At 49.9% G+C, this 15,773-nt stretch carries 17 protein-coding genes; 14 read left to right on the forward strand and 3 right to left on the reverse strand.

Annotation, left to right across the window (positions count from 1 at the left end; translation table 11 throughout):
* The first annotated feature begins 6 nt into the window (after positions 1-6).
* From leuD to HHL17_RS10010, 5 genes are all read left to right on the forward strand, one after another.
* A complete protein-coding gene (gene leuD / locus HHL17_RS09990) occupies positions 7-606 on the forward strand; it encodes a 3-isopropylmalate dehydratase small subunit (protein WP_169224579.1) in 600 nt (199 codons plus the stop codon).
* Between the two features lie 39 nt (positions 607-645).
* Positions 646-1,725, forward strand: coding sequence for a 3-isopropylmalate dehydrogenase (gene leuB / locus HHL17_RS09995; protein ID WP_169224580.1), 1,080 nt, complete (start codon positions 646-648; stop codon positions 1,723-1,725).
* Positions 1,726-1,752: 27 nt separating this feature from the next.
* Complete coding sequence (locus tag HHL17_RS10000; protein ID WP_169224581.1) at positions 1,753-3,258, forward strand: 2-isopropylmalate synthase; 1,506 nt, start codon at positions 1,753-1,755, stop codon at positions 3,256-3,258.
* A gap of 122 nt (positions 3,259-3,380) precedes the next feature.
* Positions 3,381-3,743 (forward strand): hypothetical protein, encoded by a 363-nt coding sequence (locus HHL17_RS10005; RefSeq protein ID WP_169224582.1) that lies wholly within the window; start codon positions 3,381-3,383, stop codon positions 3,741-3,743.
* Between the two features lie 127 nt (positions 3,744-3,870).
* The gene (locus HHL17_RS10010; protein WP_169224583.1) at positions 3,871-4,233 is read left to right on the forward strand and encodes a hypothetical protein; all 363 of its coding nucleotides are present in this window, start codon (positions 3,871-3,873) and stop codon (positions 4,231-4,233) included.
* A gap of 122 nt (positions 4,234-4,355) precedes the next feature.
* Here HHL17_RS10010 and HHL17_RS10015 read toward each other — a convergent pair whose 3' ends face one another.
* Complete coding sequence (locus HHL17_RS10015; protein WP_169224584.1) at positions 4,356-5,078, reverse strand: M15 family metallopeptidase; 723 nt, start codon at positions 5,076-5,078, stop codon at positions 4,356-4,358.
* A gap of 118 nt (positions 5,079-5,196) precedes the next feature.
* Here HHL17_RS10015 and HHL17_RS10020 point away from each other — a divergent pair, with 118 nt between their 5' ends.
* The 9 genes from HHL17_RS10020 to HHL17_RS10060 all read left to right on the forward strand — a co-directional run bounded on the left by HHL17_RS10020 (position 5,197) and on the right by HHL17_RS10060 (position 12,943).
* Positions 5,197-5,979 carry an SDR family NAD(P)-dependent oxidoreductase gene (locus HHL17_RS10020; protein ID WP_206155955.1) on the forward strand — a complete coding sequence of 261 codons (783 nt, stop codon included), beginning with the start codon at positions 5,197-5,199 and terminating at the stop codon, positions 5,977-5,979.
* Between the two features lie 75 nt (positions 5,980-6,054).
* Positions 6,055-6,810 (forward strand): hypothetical protein, encoded by a 756-nt coding sequence (locus HHL17_RS10025; RefSeq protein WP_169224585.1) that lies wholly within the window; start codon positions 6,055-6,057, stop codon positions 6,808-6,810.
* Between the two features lie 24 nt (positions 6,811-6,834).
* A complete protein-coding gene (locus tag HHL17_RS10030) occupies positions 6,835-7,686 on the forward strand; it encodes a fumarylacetoacetate hydrolase family protein (RefSeq protein ID WP_169224586.1) in 852 nt (283 codons plus the stop codon).
* A gap of 6 nt (positions 7,687-7,692) precedes the next feature.
* Positions 7,693-8,022, forward strand: coding sequence for an L-rhamnose mutarotase (locus HHL17_RS10035; RefSeq protein WP_169224587.1), 330 nt, complete (start codon positions 7,693-7,695; stop codon positions 8,020-8,022).
* 76 nt (positions 8,023-8,098) lie between these two features.
* A complete protein-coding gene (locus tag HHL17_RS10040) occupies positions 8,099-8,926 on the forward strand; it encodes an amidohydrolase family protein (RefSeq protein ID WP_169224588.1) in 828 nt (275 codons plus the stop codon).
* A 22-nt stretch (positions 8,927-8,948) separates the two neighbouring features.
* Complete coding sequence (locus HHL17_RS10045; RefSeq protein ID WP_169224589.1) at positions 8,949-9,731, forward strand: L-fucose dehydrogenase; 783 nt, start codon at positions 8,949-8,951, stop codon at positions 9,729-9,731.
* A gap of 59 nt (positions 9,732-9,790) precedes the next feature.
* Positions 9,791-11,029, forward strand: a complete 1,239-nt coding sequence (locus HHL17_RS10050) for a sugar MFS transporter (protein ID WP_169224590.1) — start codon at positions 9,791-9,793, stop codon at positions 11,027-11,029.
* 64 nt (positions 11,030-11,093) lie between these two features.
* Positions 11,094-11,870: an MbnP family protein gene (locus HHL17_RS10055; protein WP_169224591.1), complete on the forward strand. Its 777-nt coding sequence runs from the start codon at positions 11,094-11,096 to the stop codon at positions 11,868-11,870.
* Between the two features lie 8 nt (positions 11,871-11,878).
* Positions 11,879-12,943, forward strand: coding sequence for a cytochrome-c peroxidase (locus tag HHL17_RS10060; protein ID WP_240975120.1), 1,065 nt, complete (start codon positions 11,879-11,881; stop codon positions 12,941-12,943).
* Positions 12,944-13,002: 59 nt separating this feature from the next.
* Here HHL17_RS10060 and HHL17_RS10065 read toward each other — a convergent pair whose 3' ends face one another.
* Both HHL17_RS10065 and HHL17_RS10070 read right to left on the reverse strand, forming a co-directional pair.
* A complete protein-coding gene (locus tag HHL17_RS10065) occupies positions 13,003-13,575 on the reverse strand; it encodes a DNA-3-methyladenine glycosylase I (RefSeq protein WP_169224592.1) in 573 nt (190 codons plus the stop codon).
* Entirely contained in the window at positions 13,563-15,764 is a 2,202-nt protein-coding gene (locus HHL17_RS10070) for a DUF4954 family protein (RefSeq protein ID WP_169224593.1), read from the reverse strand. The genes HHL17_RS10065 and HHL17_RS10070 overlap by 13 nt, the downstream gene beginning before the upstream one ends.
* Positions 15,765-15,773: the final 9 nt, after the last annotated feature.

The raw sequence follows: 15,773 nt of genomic DNA on the forward strand, positions 1-15,773 counted from the left end.
ATTATTATGAGTAAAATATTTCAACATCTTGTTTCATCTGCGGTACCTGTACCCATTGAAAATATTGATACAGACCAGATCATCCCGGCGCGCTTCCTGAAAGCTACCACCCGCGACGGTTTTGGTGAAAACCTGTTCCGCGACTGGCGCTTTGATGCCAACAATCAGCCGAAAGCTGATTTTGTGCTCAACAACCCTGTGTACAACGGTAAAATCCTGGTGGCCGGTAAAAACTTCGGCTGCGGCTCCTCCCGTGAGCATGCGGCATGGGCCATCGGTGATTACGGTTTTAAAGTAGTGGTGAGCAGCTTCTTCGCAGATATCTTCAAGAACAATGCGCTCAACAACTTTATCCTGCCGGTACAGGTCAGCGAAACCTTCCTCGACAAGGTATTCAAAGCCATCGAAGCAGACCCGAAAGCAGAGATAGAAGTAGACCTGGAAAACCAGTTTATCCGTATTGTGGCCAGCGGTGAACAGGAAAATTTCGATATCAATGCATACAAAAAAACATGTCTGCGTAATGGTTACGATGATATCGACTACCTCCTGAGCCTCCGTCAGGACATCGAAAAATATGAAGGCACAAGAGCATTTAACTTCTAATAATCACTAAAACAACAACATAAAAAAGCAATATCCTGTATGGGCGTAGAGAAGAAAATACTGGTAATACCCGGCGACGGCATAGGCCAGGAAGTAACCACCTGGGGACAGAAAGTACTGACTGCCGTAGCTGCTAACTATCACCACCAATTCACGTTTGAAGAAGGCATCATGGGCCACGTAGCCATCGAAGCTACCGGTGACCCGCTGCCTGAAGAAACGCTGCAGAAGGCTAAAAACAGCGATGCCATCCTGTTTGGCGCCATCGGTCACGCGAAATATGACAACGATCCCACGCTGAAGGTAAGACCGGAACAAGGCCTGCTGAAAATCCGCAAGGAACTGGGCCTGTACGCTAACCTACGCCCTATCAAGCTGTTTGATGAACTGCTGGAAGCTTCCAGTATCAAACCGGAAATTCTCCGTGGTTCAGATATCCTCTTCTTCCGCGAACTCACCGGCGACGTGTATTTCGGTGAAAAGAAAAGGACAGAAGACCGCAACACCGCTTCCGATCTGATGATCTATCATCGTTATGAAGTGGAGCGCATAGCCCGCAAAGCATACGAGGCTGCCCGCACCCGCCGCAAAAAACTCTGCTCTGTAGACAAGGCCAACGTGCTGGAGGCCAGCCGTCTGTGGAGAGAAGTGATGCAGGAAATAGCGAAAGAATATCCAGACGTGGAAACAGAACATATGTTCATTGACAACGCTGCCATGCAGCTGATCAAAGACCCAAAACGTTTTGACGTAGTGGTAACAGGTAACCTCTTCGGTGATATCCTCACTGACGAGGCTTCCCAGATCGCCGGCTCTATGGGTATGCTGGCCTCTGCATCCGTAGGGGACACTGTAGGCTTCTATGAGCCTATCCACGGTTCTGCACATGATATCGCCGGTAAAGGTATCGCCAATCCGCTGGCATCCATCTTGTCTGCCGCCCTCATGCTGGACATTTCCTTCGGCCTCAAAACCGAGTCACAGCGCGTGATCAAAGCCGTGGAAGCTACGCTCCGCCAGGGCTACAGAACAATGGACATCGCCAACAAACATACCGAGAACGAATTCATCATGGGCACAGACGCCATGGGCGCCAAAGTCCTGGAAAACCTGAACTAATTTCTTCATTGAAAATATTACACTATCATGGATAAAAATCGTGTATACGTCTTTGATACCACCTTGCGTGATGGCGAACAGGTCCCTGGTTGCCAGCTGACTACTGTCGAAAAAATTATTGTAGCGAAAAAACTGGAAGCACTGGGTGTAGATATCATTGAAGCCGGCTTCCCTATCTCCAGCCCCGGCGATTTCCAGAGCGTGGTGGAAATATCCAAAGCGGTTACTGAACCCGTTATCTGCGCACTCACCCGTGCCAATACTACCGATATTGATGCTGCTGCGGAAGCCCTCCGTTATGCTAAACGCAAGCGTATCCATACCGGAATCGGTTCTTCGGATATCCACATCAAACATAAATTCAACAGCACCCGCGAACAGATCGTAGAACGCGCAGTGGCTGCCGTGAAATACGCCCGCAAATTCACCGATGATGTGGAATTTTTTGCGGAAGATGCTGGTCGCGCTGATAACGCTTTCCTCGCACAGATGATCGAAGCGGTGATTGCTGCCGGCGCTACCACCGTGAACATCCCGGATACCAACGGCTACTGCCTGCCCGACCAGTACGGTGCTAAAATCAAATACCTGACAGAACACGTCTCCAATATCGATAAAGCCATTATCTCCGTTCACTGCCACAACGATCTCGGTCTGGCTACTGCCAACACCATCGCTGGTGTCATGAACGGCGCCCGCCAGGTGGAATGTACCATCAACGGTATCGGTGAACGCGCTGGTAACACCTCCCTCGAAGAAGTAGCCATGATCCTGAAAACACATCACGGGTTAGGGTATAATACCAATATCAACTCTAAAGGCATCTACGAAATCAGCACGCTGGTAGAGAAAATGATGCGTATGCCGGTACAGGCCAACAAGGCTATCGTAGGCCGCAACGCCTTCGCACACAGCTCCGGTATCCATCAGGATGGTGTGCTGAAACACCGCGAGAACTACGAAATCCTCAATCCGGAAGACGTAGGCATCAACTCCAACTCCATTATCCTCACCGCCCGCAGCGGTCGCCACGCCCTGAAACATCACCTCGAGCGACTGGGCTACAAAATGGATAAAATCAACCTCGACGAAGTGTACCAACGTTTCCTCGAAATGGCTGATAACAAAAAAGAAATCAACGATGCTGACCTGCTGCAACTGATGGGCGACGGTTATAGCAAAAACTATGGTGATAAAGCTATTAAAGTAACGCTGTTGCAGGTTGTATGCGGTGATCCGCTGCGCCCTATGGCTACTGTGAAACTGCGCATCAACGGGGAAGACCGTGAAGCCAGTGCTGCCGGTAACGGCCCGGTAGACGCTACCATCAAGGCTATCCACGCTATCATTAAAGATGAGATTGAACTGGATGAATTCAGTATTCAGGCAATGCACGGCGGCAGCGAAGATGTAAGTAAAGTAAATATGCGCGTAAAACACAACGGCCAGTCCTTCTACGGTTTCGGTTATTCTACTGATATCGTGAATGCTTCTGTACACGCCTATGTGGACGCGCTCAACAAGATATACTAACTATTGCCAACAGAACGTACAACGGAGTTGCGGTGAATAACCGGCAACTCCGTTTTTTGTGTAGCATGGTTTTTGTTGACTGCGTTCACACAAATCAACTAGAGTCATTTAAACTACACAGTATGAAATTTAACCATGTCTTGTTGGGCATCGTATGCCTTGTTGCGGCTGCGTGTCACAAAACCACCTGCACGTCGGAGAATTACCCTCCCATCAAAGCGACCCGCATAGAAGGGAGCGCCGACAGTCTCCGGTTTAACCTGAGTTATTATACTTCCCGCTGCGAGAGTTTTAACGGGTACCAGGAATCTGATTCCGCCGGTATTCATGTGGTGTACATCAAAAGTTTGTTCCAGTCATGTGATTGTACAGACACACTGCAAAGAACGGAACGCTCATTTGCCGTTAAGACGCCGGGCCCCGGTACTCACTATTACAAATGGGGACCATTTAACGGCGCTATTGATACCATCGTTATACAGTAGAAAGGCATACAATAGAAAGAGGAGTTGCGGTCAGTTACCGCAGCTCTTTTTTTTAAAATTGTAACCTGACGGGCCGGAGATACGTTTTACCTGTGACCAAAATCTAAAATCCCCTTATCTTTTTTCTATGAAATTTATTATTGTCACCTTCGGTTATCTCTTCCTTAACGTTATGGGGTGTCACAAACCCGATTGTTCCGTTTATACCTATCCTTCCATAAGAGCATCCCGCGTGTCGGGACCAGCGGATAGCCTACGGTTCAACCTGTACTACATTTCCGGTTCGTGTTATGTTTATAAAGGTTTTCAGGAACGGGATTCCGCCAGTGTTCATATTATCAGTGTACTGGAGGCAAAAACGGATTGCGAATGTGTTGGCACGGCATTGCAACGTAATGTGGTATACGCATTCAAAACGCCGGCCCCGGGAACCTATTATTACAAATGGAATAACAACAGCGACCGCATAGACACAGTAATAGTGCCATAAACGATCAGCTTATAACGCATACAAATGGAATAACAGTAGCGACCGCATAGACACGGTGACCGTACCATAAACGATCAGTATACAACGTATAAACAGCCTGAATCACATCGTAGCCCAGGGCTTCAGCCCTGGGGGCCCTGGGGAAACAAAATATCCATCAGCGGATATTTTTTATAATCCGGGAGATAAAAATGCCACCACTCCGTGCTGGACCCTTTGAAACCGTGTTGTTTCATGGTGTCGCGCAGCAGTTTGCGGTTAGCCGTTACCGTTGGGTCGGAGGGGATGTAGTTCTCATGTGCTTTTTTGGTGAAATCGTCGAAGTCCGTTGGCATCGCCACGGGCTTTCCTGTTTTAAGGTCGGCCATGGACAGGTCTACTGCTACGCCGCGGTTATGCCCGGACCCTTTGCGGGGATCGGCGGCATACAGGTCATTGGGCACAATTTTAAACATCGCTTCGGTGACCCGGTAGGGGCGGTAAGCATCGTATATCAGCAGGGTATAGCCTTTTTTGTTCAGCGCTGCCTGTACGGCTTTCAGCTTCTCGGCCGCAGGTTTGCGCAGGTAGATCTTTGTGTTGGTATATAGTCGCTGATGGGTGAAATTGTTGGTGGTGGCATATCGCACGTCTTTGCGGATATGCGGGATAAACGTCTCCAGGTCCACCAGCAGCTGACTGCTGTCCTTTTTTACCAGCAGCGCGTACTGTTCAGGGGTGCCTATCACCAGCAGGCCGTACTTATTGGGTTTGATCTGCTGGGCGCCGGCATGCTGTAAAAGACCCCCTAACAGGGCTGTCAACATCAGTTTTCTCATGGTCTTAAATGATAAAAAGTCGTTCATTTGCTCCGGAAATTATTGAATTTTGCGAAAATTAGGCAAGAAAGTATGAAATACAGTGAAAATACAATTGCAAACCGCTTGGTAAAATAGGTATTTTAGAACCCTTAAATTTTTTAATATGGAGCTGTTCAGATTAGATCACAAAGTGGCGGTTATCACTGGTGGTGGTAGCGGCATAGGACAGGCGATCGCTAAATGCTTTGGCGCCCAGGGTGCAAAGGTGCATATTATTGAGCTGAATGAAGAAGGGGGCCGGAGCACGGCAGAGGAAATCAAGGCGGCAGGCGGACAGGCGGAAGTACATGCCTGCAACGTGGCCGACCAGGCAGCGGTGATCAACGTGATGGACAGCATTGTGCAGCAGTCCGGTAAACTGGATATCCTGGTAAACTGTGCCGGCATTGCGCATGTAGGCAACCTGGAAAATACCGCTGAACAGGATTTCGACCGGGTATACCAGGTGAATGTGAAAGGCACCTATAACTGTATGTATGCCGTCATCAAACAAATGAAAGCACAGGGCGGCGGCGTGATACTCAATATCGCTTCCATCGCTTCCAGCGTAGGTATCCCCGACAGGTTTGCCTATTCCATGAGCAAAGGCGCGGTACTCACCATGACGCTGTCTGCTGCGAAAGATTACCTCGGTAGCAATATCCGTTGCAACTGCATCTCTCCGGCAAGGGTACACACGCCATTCGTGGACGGTTTCATCGCCAAAAACTATCCCGGCAAAGAAGCAGAAATGTTTGATAAACTGAGCAAAACCCAGCCCATAGGCCGTATGGCCAAGCCGGTGGAAGTGGGGCACCTGGCCCTGTACCTCTGCTCCGATGAGGCTGGTTTCATTACCGGATGCGACTATCCGATTGACGGCGGTTTTATCAGGTTAAATAATTAATAGATTGAATGTGATGAATATAGCTGAAGGTTATTATCTTTCAATCTATTCATTCATCAATCATTAATAACGATTATGCAACATTTTCGTGTATGGCTGGCAGGACTGGCAGTATTGGCCTTTACCGCCTGTAATTCGGGAACCGGAACAAAGAACAACGGCGCCGATACGGCTGCTGCACTGGTACCTGCTACTCCTGCAGGCGCTGTGGAAGTAGCTATTACAGGCAGAGATAAAGACACCCAGCAGATCACCATTAAGTTTCAGATAAAAGATCTGAAAAAAGAAAAATCATTTGAACAGGTTGTCCTGAAAGACGCTCCCGATGCGGAACTGTTTAAAGTCCTCTGGGACGAGCCTAACAGCGCCTACATCGGTGTGCTGAAGGCCAACCATTCTGTCAGGTATTACCACGCCAGCCAGGATGATAAAGGAGACCTGAAAGTACTGTGGGCCACTGCTCCGCCGGAACGTATCTGGAAATACATGGAGAACACCATGGGCCTGGGCAAAGTGTCTGCTTCCGCTGAACTGACCAAAAAGTACAGCAAAAACATGCAGTCAGGCATGATCATCGCCGACTTCGTGGCGGAAATCAGGCCAGACAACACGCCCGACAGCGTGGAACTGTATGTGGAATTCGGTGGCGTACGCAAAAGCATGTACATCGGCATCCCGGCAGGTTACCAGCCTACCATCCAGCAAACATCGGATGCTGACCATGTGTACTTCTCCCTGGTAAAAGATGGCAAGGCAGAGCCATTCATCGACCTGAAAGTGGAAAATGGCCACTTACAGGTGAAAACACTGAAAGAAATCAAGAAAGACTAAAGGATAACAATAAAAAATATTGAAATGAAACTGATCAGGTTTGGTTTACCGGGACAAGAAAAGCCGGGCATTGTTACAGCAGCAGGCATGTTTGACGTCAGCGCTTTTGGAGAAGATTTTGGCGAACAATTTCTGGCTACTAACGGCCTGGAACGCCTGTCCCAATGGTGGGCACAGCACGGCGCTTCCTGTCCGCAGGTACCTGCCGGCACCCGCCTGGGTGCGCCGTTTCAGCGCCCTTCCAAAATCGTGTGCATCGGTCTGAACTACGCTGACCACGCCCGCGAAACCAATGCCCCGATCCCTACGGAACCAATCGTGTTCTTTAAAAGCACTACCGCACTGGTAGGCCCGAACGATGACCTGGTGATTCCACGCAACAGCGAAAAAACCGACTGGGAAGTGGAACTGGCCGTGGTAATCGGTAAAAAAGCCTCCTATGTGGAAGAAAAAGACGCGCTGGACTATGTGGCCGGCTACTGCCTGCACAACGACTACAGCGAGCGCGCCTTCCAGCTGGAAAGAAATGGTCAGTGGGTGAAAGGAAAAAGCTGCGATACCTTCGCTCCGATGGGCCCGTGGCTGGCTACCAAAGATGAAATCAAAGACGTGAACAATCTGCGTTTATGGCTGACCGTTAACGGGCAGAAAATGCAGGACGGCAACACGTCCAACTTCATCTTCAACGTGCAGTTCGTAGTATCCTACCTGAGCCAGTTCATGACACTGCTCCCGGGTGATGTGATCTCCACCGGTACTCCGGCTGGCGTAGGCCTCGGCATGAACCCGCAGGTTTACCTCAAAGCAGGCGACGTGGTGGAGCTGGGCATCGACGGCCTGGGTACTTCCAAACAATCAGTGGTAGCTTATAAATAACCGCATATGAAACGTTATTGCCTGGCACTGGACCTGGTCAACGATCCGCAGTTGATAGCCGAATATGAAGACTATCACCGCAACGTATGGCCGGAGATCAAAAAAAGCATTACCGACAGCGGCATCCAAAACATGGAAATATACCGCGCCGGCAACCGCTTGTTTATGATCATGGAAGTAAATGATACTTTTTCTTTTGAAAGCAAAGGCGCCATGGATGCTGCCAACCCGAAAGTACAGGAATGGGAACAGCTCATGTGGAAATACCAGCAGGCTTTGCCGGTAGCCAAGCCAGGAGAGAAATGGATCATCATGGATAAGATTTTCTCATTGTAATATTTTTTCATTTGGTTATTTGACCATTGATTGAATTCAATAAAATGGTCAAATAACCAAATAACCAAATGACTAAATGGTAATTGACGCACATCAGCATTTCTGGCAGTATGATCCCGTCCGCGACGCCTGGATAGATGAGTCCATGCAGGTCATCCGGAGGGATTTTTTCCCGGAACACCTGGAGCCTGTACTGGCTTCCAACGGCGTACACGGCTGTGTGGCAGTCCAGGCTGACCAGTCGGAAAACGAAACCGCTTTCCTGCTGGACCTGGCGGATAAACATCCGTTCATCAAAGGAGTGGTAGGCTGGACAGACCTGCGCAGTCCCGACGTACGGGAACGGCTGGCCGCTTATGCCGCCCATCCTAAACTGAAAGGTTTCCGGCATATTGTGCAGGGCGAACCTGACACCAATTTCCTGCTGGGAGACGCTTTCTGCCGCGGCATCGCTGCACTGGCTGAATTCGGCTTTACCTACGATATACTCGTATATCCGAAACAGTTAGCCGCCACGGCTGCTTTTGTGGAAAAATTTCCGGACCACCGCTTCGTGATCGATCATGTGGCGAAGCCGGATTTCAAAACCGGAGAACTGGACGAATGGGCTGCATATATGCGCCGCATCGCCCAATCGCCCAATGTGTACTGCAAACTCAGCGGACTGGTAACCGAAGCCGATTGGCAGCACTGGCAACAGGCGCATTTCGAGCCATTCCTCGATGTGATACTGGAATGTTTCGGCCCTAACCGGCTCATGTTTGGCTCCGACTGGCCCGTTTGCCTGCTGGCAGCGGAATATGCACAGGTGAAAAACATCATCACCAGCTACATCAGCAAACTATCAACAGCAGAACAAAACAACATTATGGGAGGCAATGCCATCTCATTTTATCATCTATAAAACAAAGCACAACACCACGCATATGGATTTAGGATTACAGGGAAAAGTGATTATTGTTACCGGCGGTGCCAAAGGTATTGGAGAAGGTATAGCCAAACTGGTAGCAGCAGAAGGAGGCATTGTCGTAATTGCCGGCAGAAATGAAGCAGACAACAGCAAAACCGTCAACGAGATCATCGGGGCGGGTGGCCAGGCCTATGGTATCCAGGCTGAGCTGTCCAATGTGGACGACTGCCGCAAAGTGATCGCTGAAACCATAGAAAAATACGGAAAAATTGACGGCCTGGTGAACAACGCTGGCGCTAATGATGGGGTAGGACTGGAAAGCGGTAGCCCGGAGCGTTTTATGCAATCACTGCAAAACAACCTCTCACACTACTACAACCTGGCCCACTTTGCGCTGCCATACCTGAAAAACACCAAAGGAAATATTGTGAATATCGGCTCTAAGGTAGCCACTACCGGTCAGGGTAACACCTCCGGCTATGCAGCTTCCAAAGGCGCCATCAACGCGCTTACCCGCGAATGGGCGGTAGAACTGCTGCCTCATTCCGTGCGTGTCAACACGGTCATCCCTGCCGAAGTATGGACACCGCTGTACGAAACCTGGATCAATTCTTTGCCCAATCCCAAGGAAAAACTGGCTTCCATCACCGCCAAAATTCCTTTTGAGCACAGAATGACCACCTCCGAAGAGATCGCCAACACTACCGTGTTCCTGCTGTCTCCCCGTTCATCACATACAACCGGACAGATATTATTCGTTGACGGAGGTTATACACACCTCGACAGGTCCATCAGCTGAGCATTAGCCAACTATACTGATACATTACACTTTTACCTGAAAACAATAAACTCTTCGTTATGGCCGGAGGCGCAGTAAGTAATTCCACCTATACCAGCAGTCCCCCAAGTGGGAAACAGGCTGGCAACTACCTTTTCCCGTTTATACTGGTAACCAGTCTTTTCTTTTTATGGGGCCTTGCATATGGCCTGCTGGACGTGTTGAACAAACACTTCCAGGAAGTGCTCAACATTACGCCTAAACGCTCCACGCTGCTACAAGGCGCTTACTTTGGCGCTTATTTTATCATGGCCTTGCCAGCGGGCATGTTCATGAATAAATTCGGCTATAAGAAAGGGATCATCATGGGACTGCTGCTGTATGCAGCGGGCGCCTTCCTTTTCTATCCTGCAGCCCGTGCGCTTAATTTTGACTTTTTCCTGCTGTCGCTGTTCATTCTGGCCTGCGGACTGGCCTGTCTGGAAACAGCTGCCAACCCATATGTGACTGTTCTGGGACCGAAAGAATCTTCCGAGCAACGGTTGAACCTGTCGCAGTGCTTCAACGGGCTGGGTTCCTTCCTGGGCCCGGTGATCGGTGGCGCGCTCTTCTTCGGCAGCGGAAAAGATGATCTGACTACCGTGCAGCTCACCTACATCGCGATCGGCGTGGTAGTACTGCTGATCGCTGGTTTCTTCTGGCGCACCAAACTGCCGGAAATCAAAGAGGCAGAAGCGGAAGGTGAAGCCGTCATGAAAGATGAAAGGCCCCTGTTTGCCCATAAACACTTTGTAGGCGGCGTAGTAGCACAGTTCTTTTATGTGGCGGCACAGGTGGGCGTAGGTGCTTTGTTTATCAACTATGCCACCGAATACTGGCAGGGAACCTCCAACGAAAAGGCAGCCTATCTGCTGTCTGCCGGTATGGTACTGTTCCTGGCAGGTCGTTTCGTGGGCACCGCCCTGATGCGTAAAATTGCCCCCAACAAGCTGCTGGCAATTTATGCGTTCGTCAACGTGCTGCTGTGCGCTTTTGTGATGACAGGCAGCGGCGCCGCTTCTGTATACGCACTGATAGCGGTGTTTTTCTTTATGTCTATCATGTTCCCGACTATCTTCGCCCTGGGGGTAAAAGACCTGGGAAAACATACTAAAAAAGGCGCTTCCTTTATCGTGATGTCTATCGTGGGAGGAGCATCTGTTCCTTACCTGATGGGCGTGGTGACAGAAAAGTATTCTACCGCCATTTCCTACGGTATCCCGATGCTTTGTTTCGTAGTGGTATTCTACTATGGCTGGCGGGGATACATGAGAAGCTAAGCCCTCTTTTTAATCCTTTAATCCGCAAAATCATCGTATCTTCCTGATCACAAAAAGGAATACCATGATCTTGCGGATTTTTACTTCCTATATCTTCCGTTGTGTCCTGATATGCCTGCCTATCCTATGGCTCTGCGGATGCGCAAAGAAAGATAAACCCTCTGACCCGCCACCGGCGTTTTATACCCGGTTGTCGCTGGACATCTCCCATGAAATGAATGGTAGTCAATTGGTAAGGAATACCACTACCTACACCAATCCTGCCGGGGAGAAATTCATCATCACCAAATTCCGTTATTACCTCAGCAATTTCGCGCTGGTAGATGATGCCGGGAAAACCATTCCGCTGGCATCGGCCTACTTCCTGGTAGACGACGCGGTAGACTCTACCAAACGCCTGTTGCTCGATAGCGTGCCTGCCGGCAATTTTACGGCTGTCCGCTTCCTGGTAGGGGTAGACAGCGCCCGTAACAATAGCGGCGTGCAATCAGGTGCTTTAGCCCCGGAAAACGGCATGTTCTGGACCTGGAACAGCGGTTACATCATGGCCAAGATGGAAGGCACCTCCGATGCCATAACGACGCCAACGCAAGGGTTCGAGTGGCATGTGGGCGGTTTCAGGGGAACTTACAATGCACTGAGGACCGTGCAACTGCCGTTAAGCTTCAGGGTGATACCGTTCATGGCCGCCATACCGCATTTTAACATGATCGCCAACGTAGGAAAATGGTTCGCGCCCAATGAGGCCAGCTTCGCAAAAACGCCGATCATTATGGCGCCGGGCGACGCGGCACTCAACATCGCCAATAACTATCAACAGATGTTCTCTATTAAAAACTAATACCGCGCATGCGTCATAAAGCGTTATATATCGCTGCTGCCTTCGGGATACTGCTGATGTTTGCCCACGCCTGTAAAAAGGAAAATAAGGGCGGCGCAGGAGGTTTCCGGACAGATCCTTTGACGCTATCACTGCCGCCCGGGTTCCCCGAGCCGGTATACAACTTCTCCAACAACCCGCTAACGAAACAGGGGGTGGCACTGGGCCGTTTTATTTTTTACGATTACCGCCTCTCAAAAGACAGCACCGTGTCCTGCGGCTTTTGCCATCAGCAGTTCGCGGCCTTCGGGCATTTCGATCATGCGCTGAGCCATGGGGTGGGCGGCCAGCAAGGCACCCGTTCGGTGCCGGTCCTCTTCAACATGATCTGGCAGAAAGAATTTATGTGGGACGGTGGAGTAAACAACCTGGAAATACAACCGCTGACGCCGCTCACCGATCACAAGGAAATGGGCGTGGACCTGCAGGAGCTGTTGAAGAAAATGCAGGGCGATCCCAGGTACCGGCAGCAGTTCAGCGCCGCTTTCGGTACGGAGGAAGTCACCAGTGAACGGATGTTCAAAGCCATTACACAGTTTGTAGGTACCATGATTTCCGGTAACTCCCGTTATGACAGCATCATCCGTAACGTGCCGGGAGCGGCCTTTTCGCCGGATGAAGCGGTCGGCTATACGCTGTATCAGCAGAAATGTGCGGCCTGCCATAAAGAGCCGTTGTTTACAGACCTGAGCTACCGCAGCAACGGCCTGCCTTACCTCGCCGCGCTCAACGATGTGGGACGTATGAAGATCACCAGCAATACGGCCGATTATCTTAAGTTTAAAGTGCCTTCCCTGCGGAATATCCTGAAAAGTTCTCCTTATATGCACGATGGACGTTTCTTCGATATCTTCCAGGTGTTTGCATTCTACGATCATGGCGTAAAGGATACCGTTACTACTGACCCGCTGGTGCGGAAGGGCATTTCGCTTACGGACCAACAAAAGCGGCAGCTGTACCTGTTCCTCAATACCCTCACCGACTATACGCTGATCAGCAATAAAGATCTCTCTGAAGTATTGATAGAACCGTAAAACAAAACCGCCATCGACGTTACATCGATGGCGGTTTCGCAATGTATTTTACCGGAAGGTTATCCCTTTGATCTTTTATAGCAGTCTGCTATATGATCATTCACCATACCTGTGGCCTGCATATAGGCGTAACAGATAGTAGACCCTACGAATTTGAATCCGCGTTTCAGCAGGTCCTTGCTCATAGCGTCGGAGATGGTAGTTTTAGCGGGTACTTCCTGTAAGGATTTGAAATTGTTGACAATGGGTTGATGGTTGACAAAAGACCAGATATACTTATCGAAGGTGCCGAATTCCTTTTGCACGGCCAGAAAGGCTTTGGCATTGGTAACCACGGCGTTGATCTTCAGTTTGTTGCGGATGATCCCTTCGTTTTCCAGCAGCTTGGAGATTTTCTTATCATCGTATTTGGCTATTTTTTTCGCATCCCAGTTATCGAAAGCTTTGCGGTAGTTTTCTCTTTTGGTGAGCACAGTATACCAGCTAAGGCCGGCTTGTGCACCTTCAAGGCAAAGCATTTCAAACAGGTGCTGGTCGTCATGATTGGGGGTTCCCCATTCATGGTCATGATAGTCTTTATACAATTGATCTTTCAGGCTCCAGCCGCATCTGGTTTTTTCTACAGTTCCCATTCATTGATGATTTTTCTGACCCGGTTTTTATATTCGCCCAGTTCATTCAATGTCTCGTTAATGAAGGCATTGTCTTCCAGGCTGCCTACCACTACATTCATCTCGTTGGCATTTTCGTAGGCCAGTTGGCGGAAAGGATTTTTGTAATCTTTTTCCCTTGAATAGCGGATGTTGTGCGTTATCCATTCCATCGTACGGGTAGAGTCTTCCAGCCATTCTGCGAGTAATGCAGCGGTAAAGTTTTTCAAAGATACCTCTTTTATTTCCAACATACTGGCAACGGCGTGCTGTAATTTGTCGGAGGCATATTCTTTACCAATCTCGATGTACTGTTCGTGCAGTTGCGGCCAGCTGGCTATTTTATTTTTCCGGATTTTCTGTTTGAGCAGGTTGACGGTTTCCGCTTTCATCAGTTGTCCGCCGATGTTATGCCATTCACCGCGTTTGGCTGTTTTGATGGCAGCCTGCAAAGCGAGGAATGACGGCTTGTTGGCGGCAACGATGTTTTTCATGCCGTAGAAAACGATCAGTTCGCGGAAGAGGGCGTAGGCCTTGTGTACTTTCAGCAGCTGTACCTCGCGGGAGCTGTTTTCCATACCGCTGGCCAGTATAGTCAGACGGGCTACTTCTTCCGGTTGTTGCAGTAACAGTTCCTTTCCTTTTTTACGTAGGTCCTTCTCCGTTATCTCCTTCTTGGGCATGTTTTCCGGCAGTGCGTACCAGGCTTTGCCCACGGCAACTTCCATGATGGCCATTCCCTGGAACATTTCTTCCACGGAGTCGGGCGCGAGGTAATCATATTCTATCTGCTGTGTTTTATCGGTGCGTTTGTCGCGGTCCACATACTTCCAGGAATTGCGGGCAATGGCGTACATGTTGTGCATGAACCAGTAGCCGGGCATGATCTTCAGCCGGTTGTCATGCTCATCATTCAGCACGAGGCAGAAAGGGATATTGATATGCAGTTCAGACATATAGTTACCCTTGGAGATGAGCGTGAAGCTGGCGAATTTGGAATTGTGTTTCAGGCTTACGCACAGTCCCGGCCAGAACCCTCTGCCGGCAATGATTTCACCGTCAGCGCCGCGGGAGTTGTGGTTGGAGCCGATGGTGGCGCCAGCAGCCATATTGCTTTGCCCCATGATGAGTGCTGCACAGAGGAACGAGTTATTATGGTGTTGTTCGTGTGCGGGAAATATCAGGGAATTGAGCACTTCGCAGCAGGAGATGGTCGCGTTGTTGCCAAGGTACGAGTTGATCAGGCGGGCGCCGTATTTGAGTTGCGAATGGGAGGCCATCACAAAACGTACGGCTTTCACACCGTAGAACACGCGGCAGCCGTAGCCGATGATACCATTCACCAGTTCGCATCCTTCGCCGATCTGTGAAGCGGCATCGCTGCTGCTGTTGATGGTGAGGTTTTTCAGCTTGTTGGCGCCTTTGAGGTAAGCATCGGTACCGATGGTCACGTCTTTGATGATCTTGCAGTTTTTGATCACGCAGCGATCACCTACCATGCCGTAGTAACCGCGGCGTTTATCGAATTGCTTTTCAGTGAAGGCTTTGAACTGCTGTTGCAGCTGCTGGTCATCGCGGGACCGTGTCCAGAGGTAGGCGTCGCCGGGCAGCATGCCATCGAAGGGCATCACGCTGCGACCGCCATTTTCGTTGCAGAGCTCCAGCTGTATACGGCCGCTCTCTGACTCGCCTTCTTTTAAGATACCGTTCCCAAACTTGGCGTAGTCGGTGGTGGCCATCTCGTTAACATTGGCCACAATGACTTCGTTGCCCAGGATATAATGGGAGAGGTAGTTGACATTATGTACCACTACGTTGTCACCGAAGTCGCAGGCACAGATGGTGCTGTTGTACAGTCCTACCGGCAGCCGCAGGTTATGGAACTCGAGGTAATACGGTTCCAGTTTACCGATGCGCACCATGCCAAAGAAATGGCAGTGCTGCACCAGCTGCGGATTAAATTCGTTGGACACAAAAATATTGTTCCAGTCGTCTGAACTGTTATCGTTGCGCACGAGAGCTTCCACCTCATGCGCCAGCAATCTTCTGTATTCGCCCTGCCGGCTCCATTGCTCATTACGCAGGTAGTATTCGTCTTTTCCCTTGGGTAGCGGGGCCTCAATAAAGTTGTACCCCAGTTCGGATAGAGGTTTCTTCTTGATGTTGTTCATGGATAAGAT

Origin of the sequence: Chitinophaga fulva (genome assembly GCF_012927205.1) — a bacterium.
GTDB lineage: Bacteria > Bacteroidota > Bacteroidia > Chitinophagales > Chitinophagaceae > Chitinophaga > Chitinophaga fulva.

Bases quoted from the DNA above. Each gene is read 5' to 3' on its own strand.
- HHL17_RS10065 (WP_169224592.1), bottom strand. From the start codon at position 13,575: ATGGGAACTGTAGAAAAAACCAGATGCGGCTGGAGCCTGAAAGATCAA.
- HHL17_RS10020 (WP_206155955.1), top strand. From the start codon at position 5,197: ATGGAGCTGTTCAGATTAGATCACAAAGTGGCGGTTATCACTGGTGGT.
- HHL17_RS10045 (WP_169224589.1), top strand. From the start codon at position 8,949: ATGGATTTAGGATTACAGGGAAAAGTGATTATTGTTACCGGCGGTGCC.
- HHL17_RS10070 (WP_169224593.1), bottom strand. From the start codon at position 15,764: ATGAACAACATCAAGAAGAAACCTCTATCCGAACTGGGGTACAACTTT.
- HHL17_RS10035 (WP_169224587.1), top strand. From the start codon at position 7,693: ATGAAACGTTATTGCCTGGCACTGGACCTGGTCAACGATCCGCAGTTG.
- HHL17_RS10015 (WP_169224584.1), bottom strand. From the start codon at position 5,078: ATGAACGACTTTTTATCATTTAAGACCATGAGAAAACTGATGTTGACA.
- HHL17_RS10005 (WP_169224582.1), top strand. From the start codon at position 3,381: ATGAAATTTAACCATGTCTTGTTGGGCATCGTATGCCTTGTTGCGGCT.
- leuD (WP_169224579.1), top strand. From the start codon at position 7: ATGAGTAAAATATTTCAACATCTTGTTTCATCTGCGGTACCTGTACCC.
- leuB (WP_169224580.1), top strand. From the start codon at position 646: ATGGGCGTAGAGAAGAAAATACTGGTAATACCCGGCGACGGCATAGGC.
- HHL17_RS10000 (WP_169224581.1), top strand. From the start codon at position 1,753: ATGGATAAAAATCGTGTATACGTCTTTGATACCACCTTGCGTGATGGC.
- HHL17_RS10010 (WP_169224583.1), top strand. From the start codon at position 3,871: ATGAAATTTATTATTGTCACCTTCGGTTATCTCTTCCTTAACGTTATG.
- HHL17_RS10025 (WP_169224585.1), top strand. From the start codon at position 6,055: ATGCAACATTTTCGTGTATGGCTGGCAGGACTGGCAGTATTGGCCTTT.
- HHL17_RS10030 (WP_169224586.1), top strand. From the start codon at position 6,835: ATGAAACTGATCAGGTTTGGTTTACCGGGACAAGAAAAGCCGGGCATT.
- HHL17_RS10040 (WP_169224588.1), top strand. From the start codon at position 8,099: ATGGTAATTGACGCACATCAGCATTTCTGGCAGTATGATCCCGTCCGC.
- HHL17_RS10055 (WP_169224591.1), top strand. From the start codon at position 11,094: ATGATCTTGCGGATTTTTACTTCCTATATCTTCCGTTGTGTCCTGATA.
- HHL17_RS10050 (WP_169224590.1), top strand. From the start codon at position 9,791: ATGGCCGGAGGCGCAGTAAGTAATTCCACCTATACCAGCAGTCCCCCA.
- HHL17_RS10060 (WP_240975120.1), top strand. From the start codon at position 11,879: ATGCGTCATAAAGCGTTATATATCGCTGCTGCCTTCGGGATACTGCTG.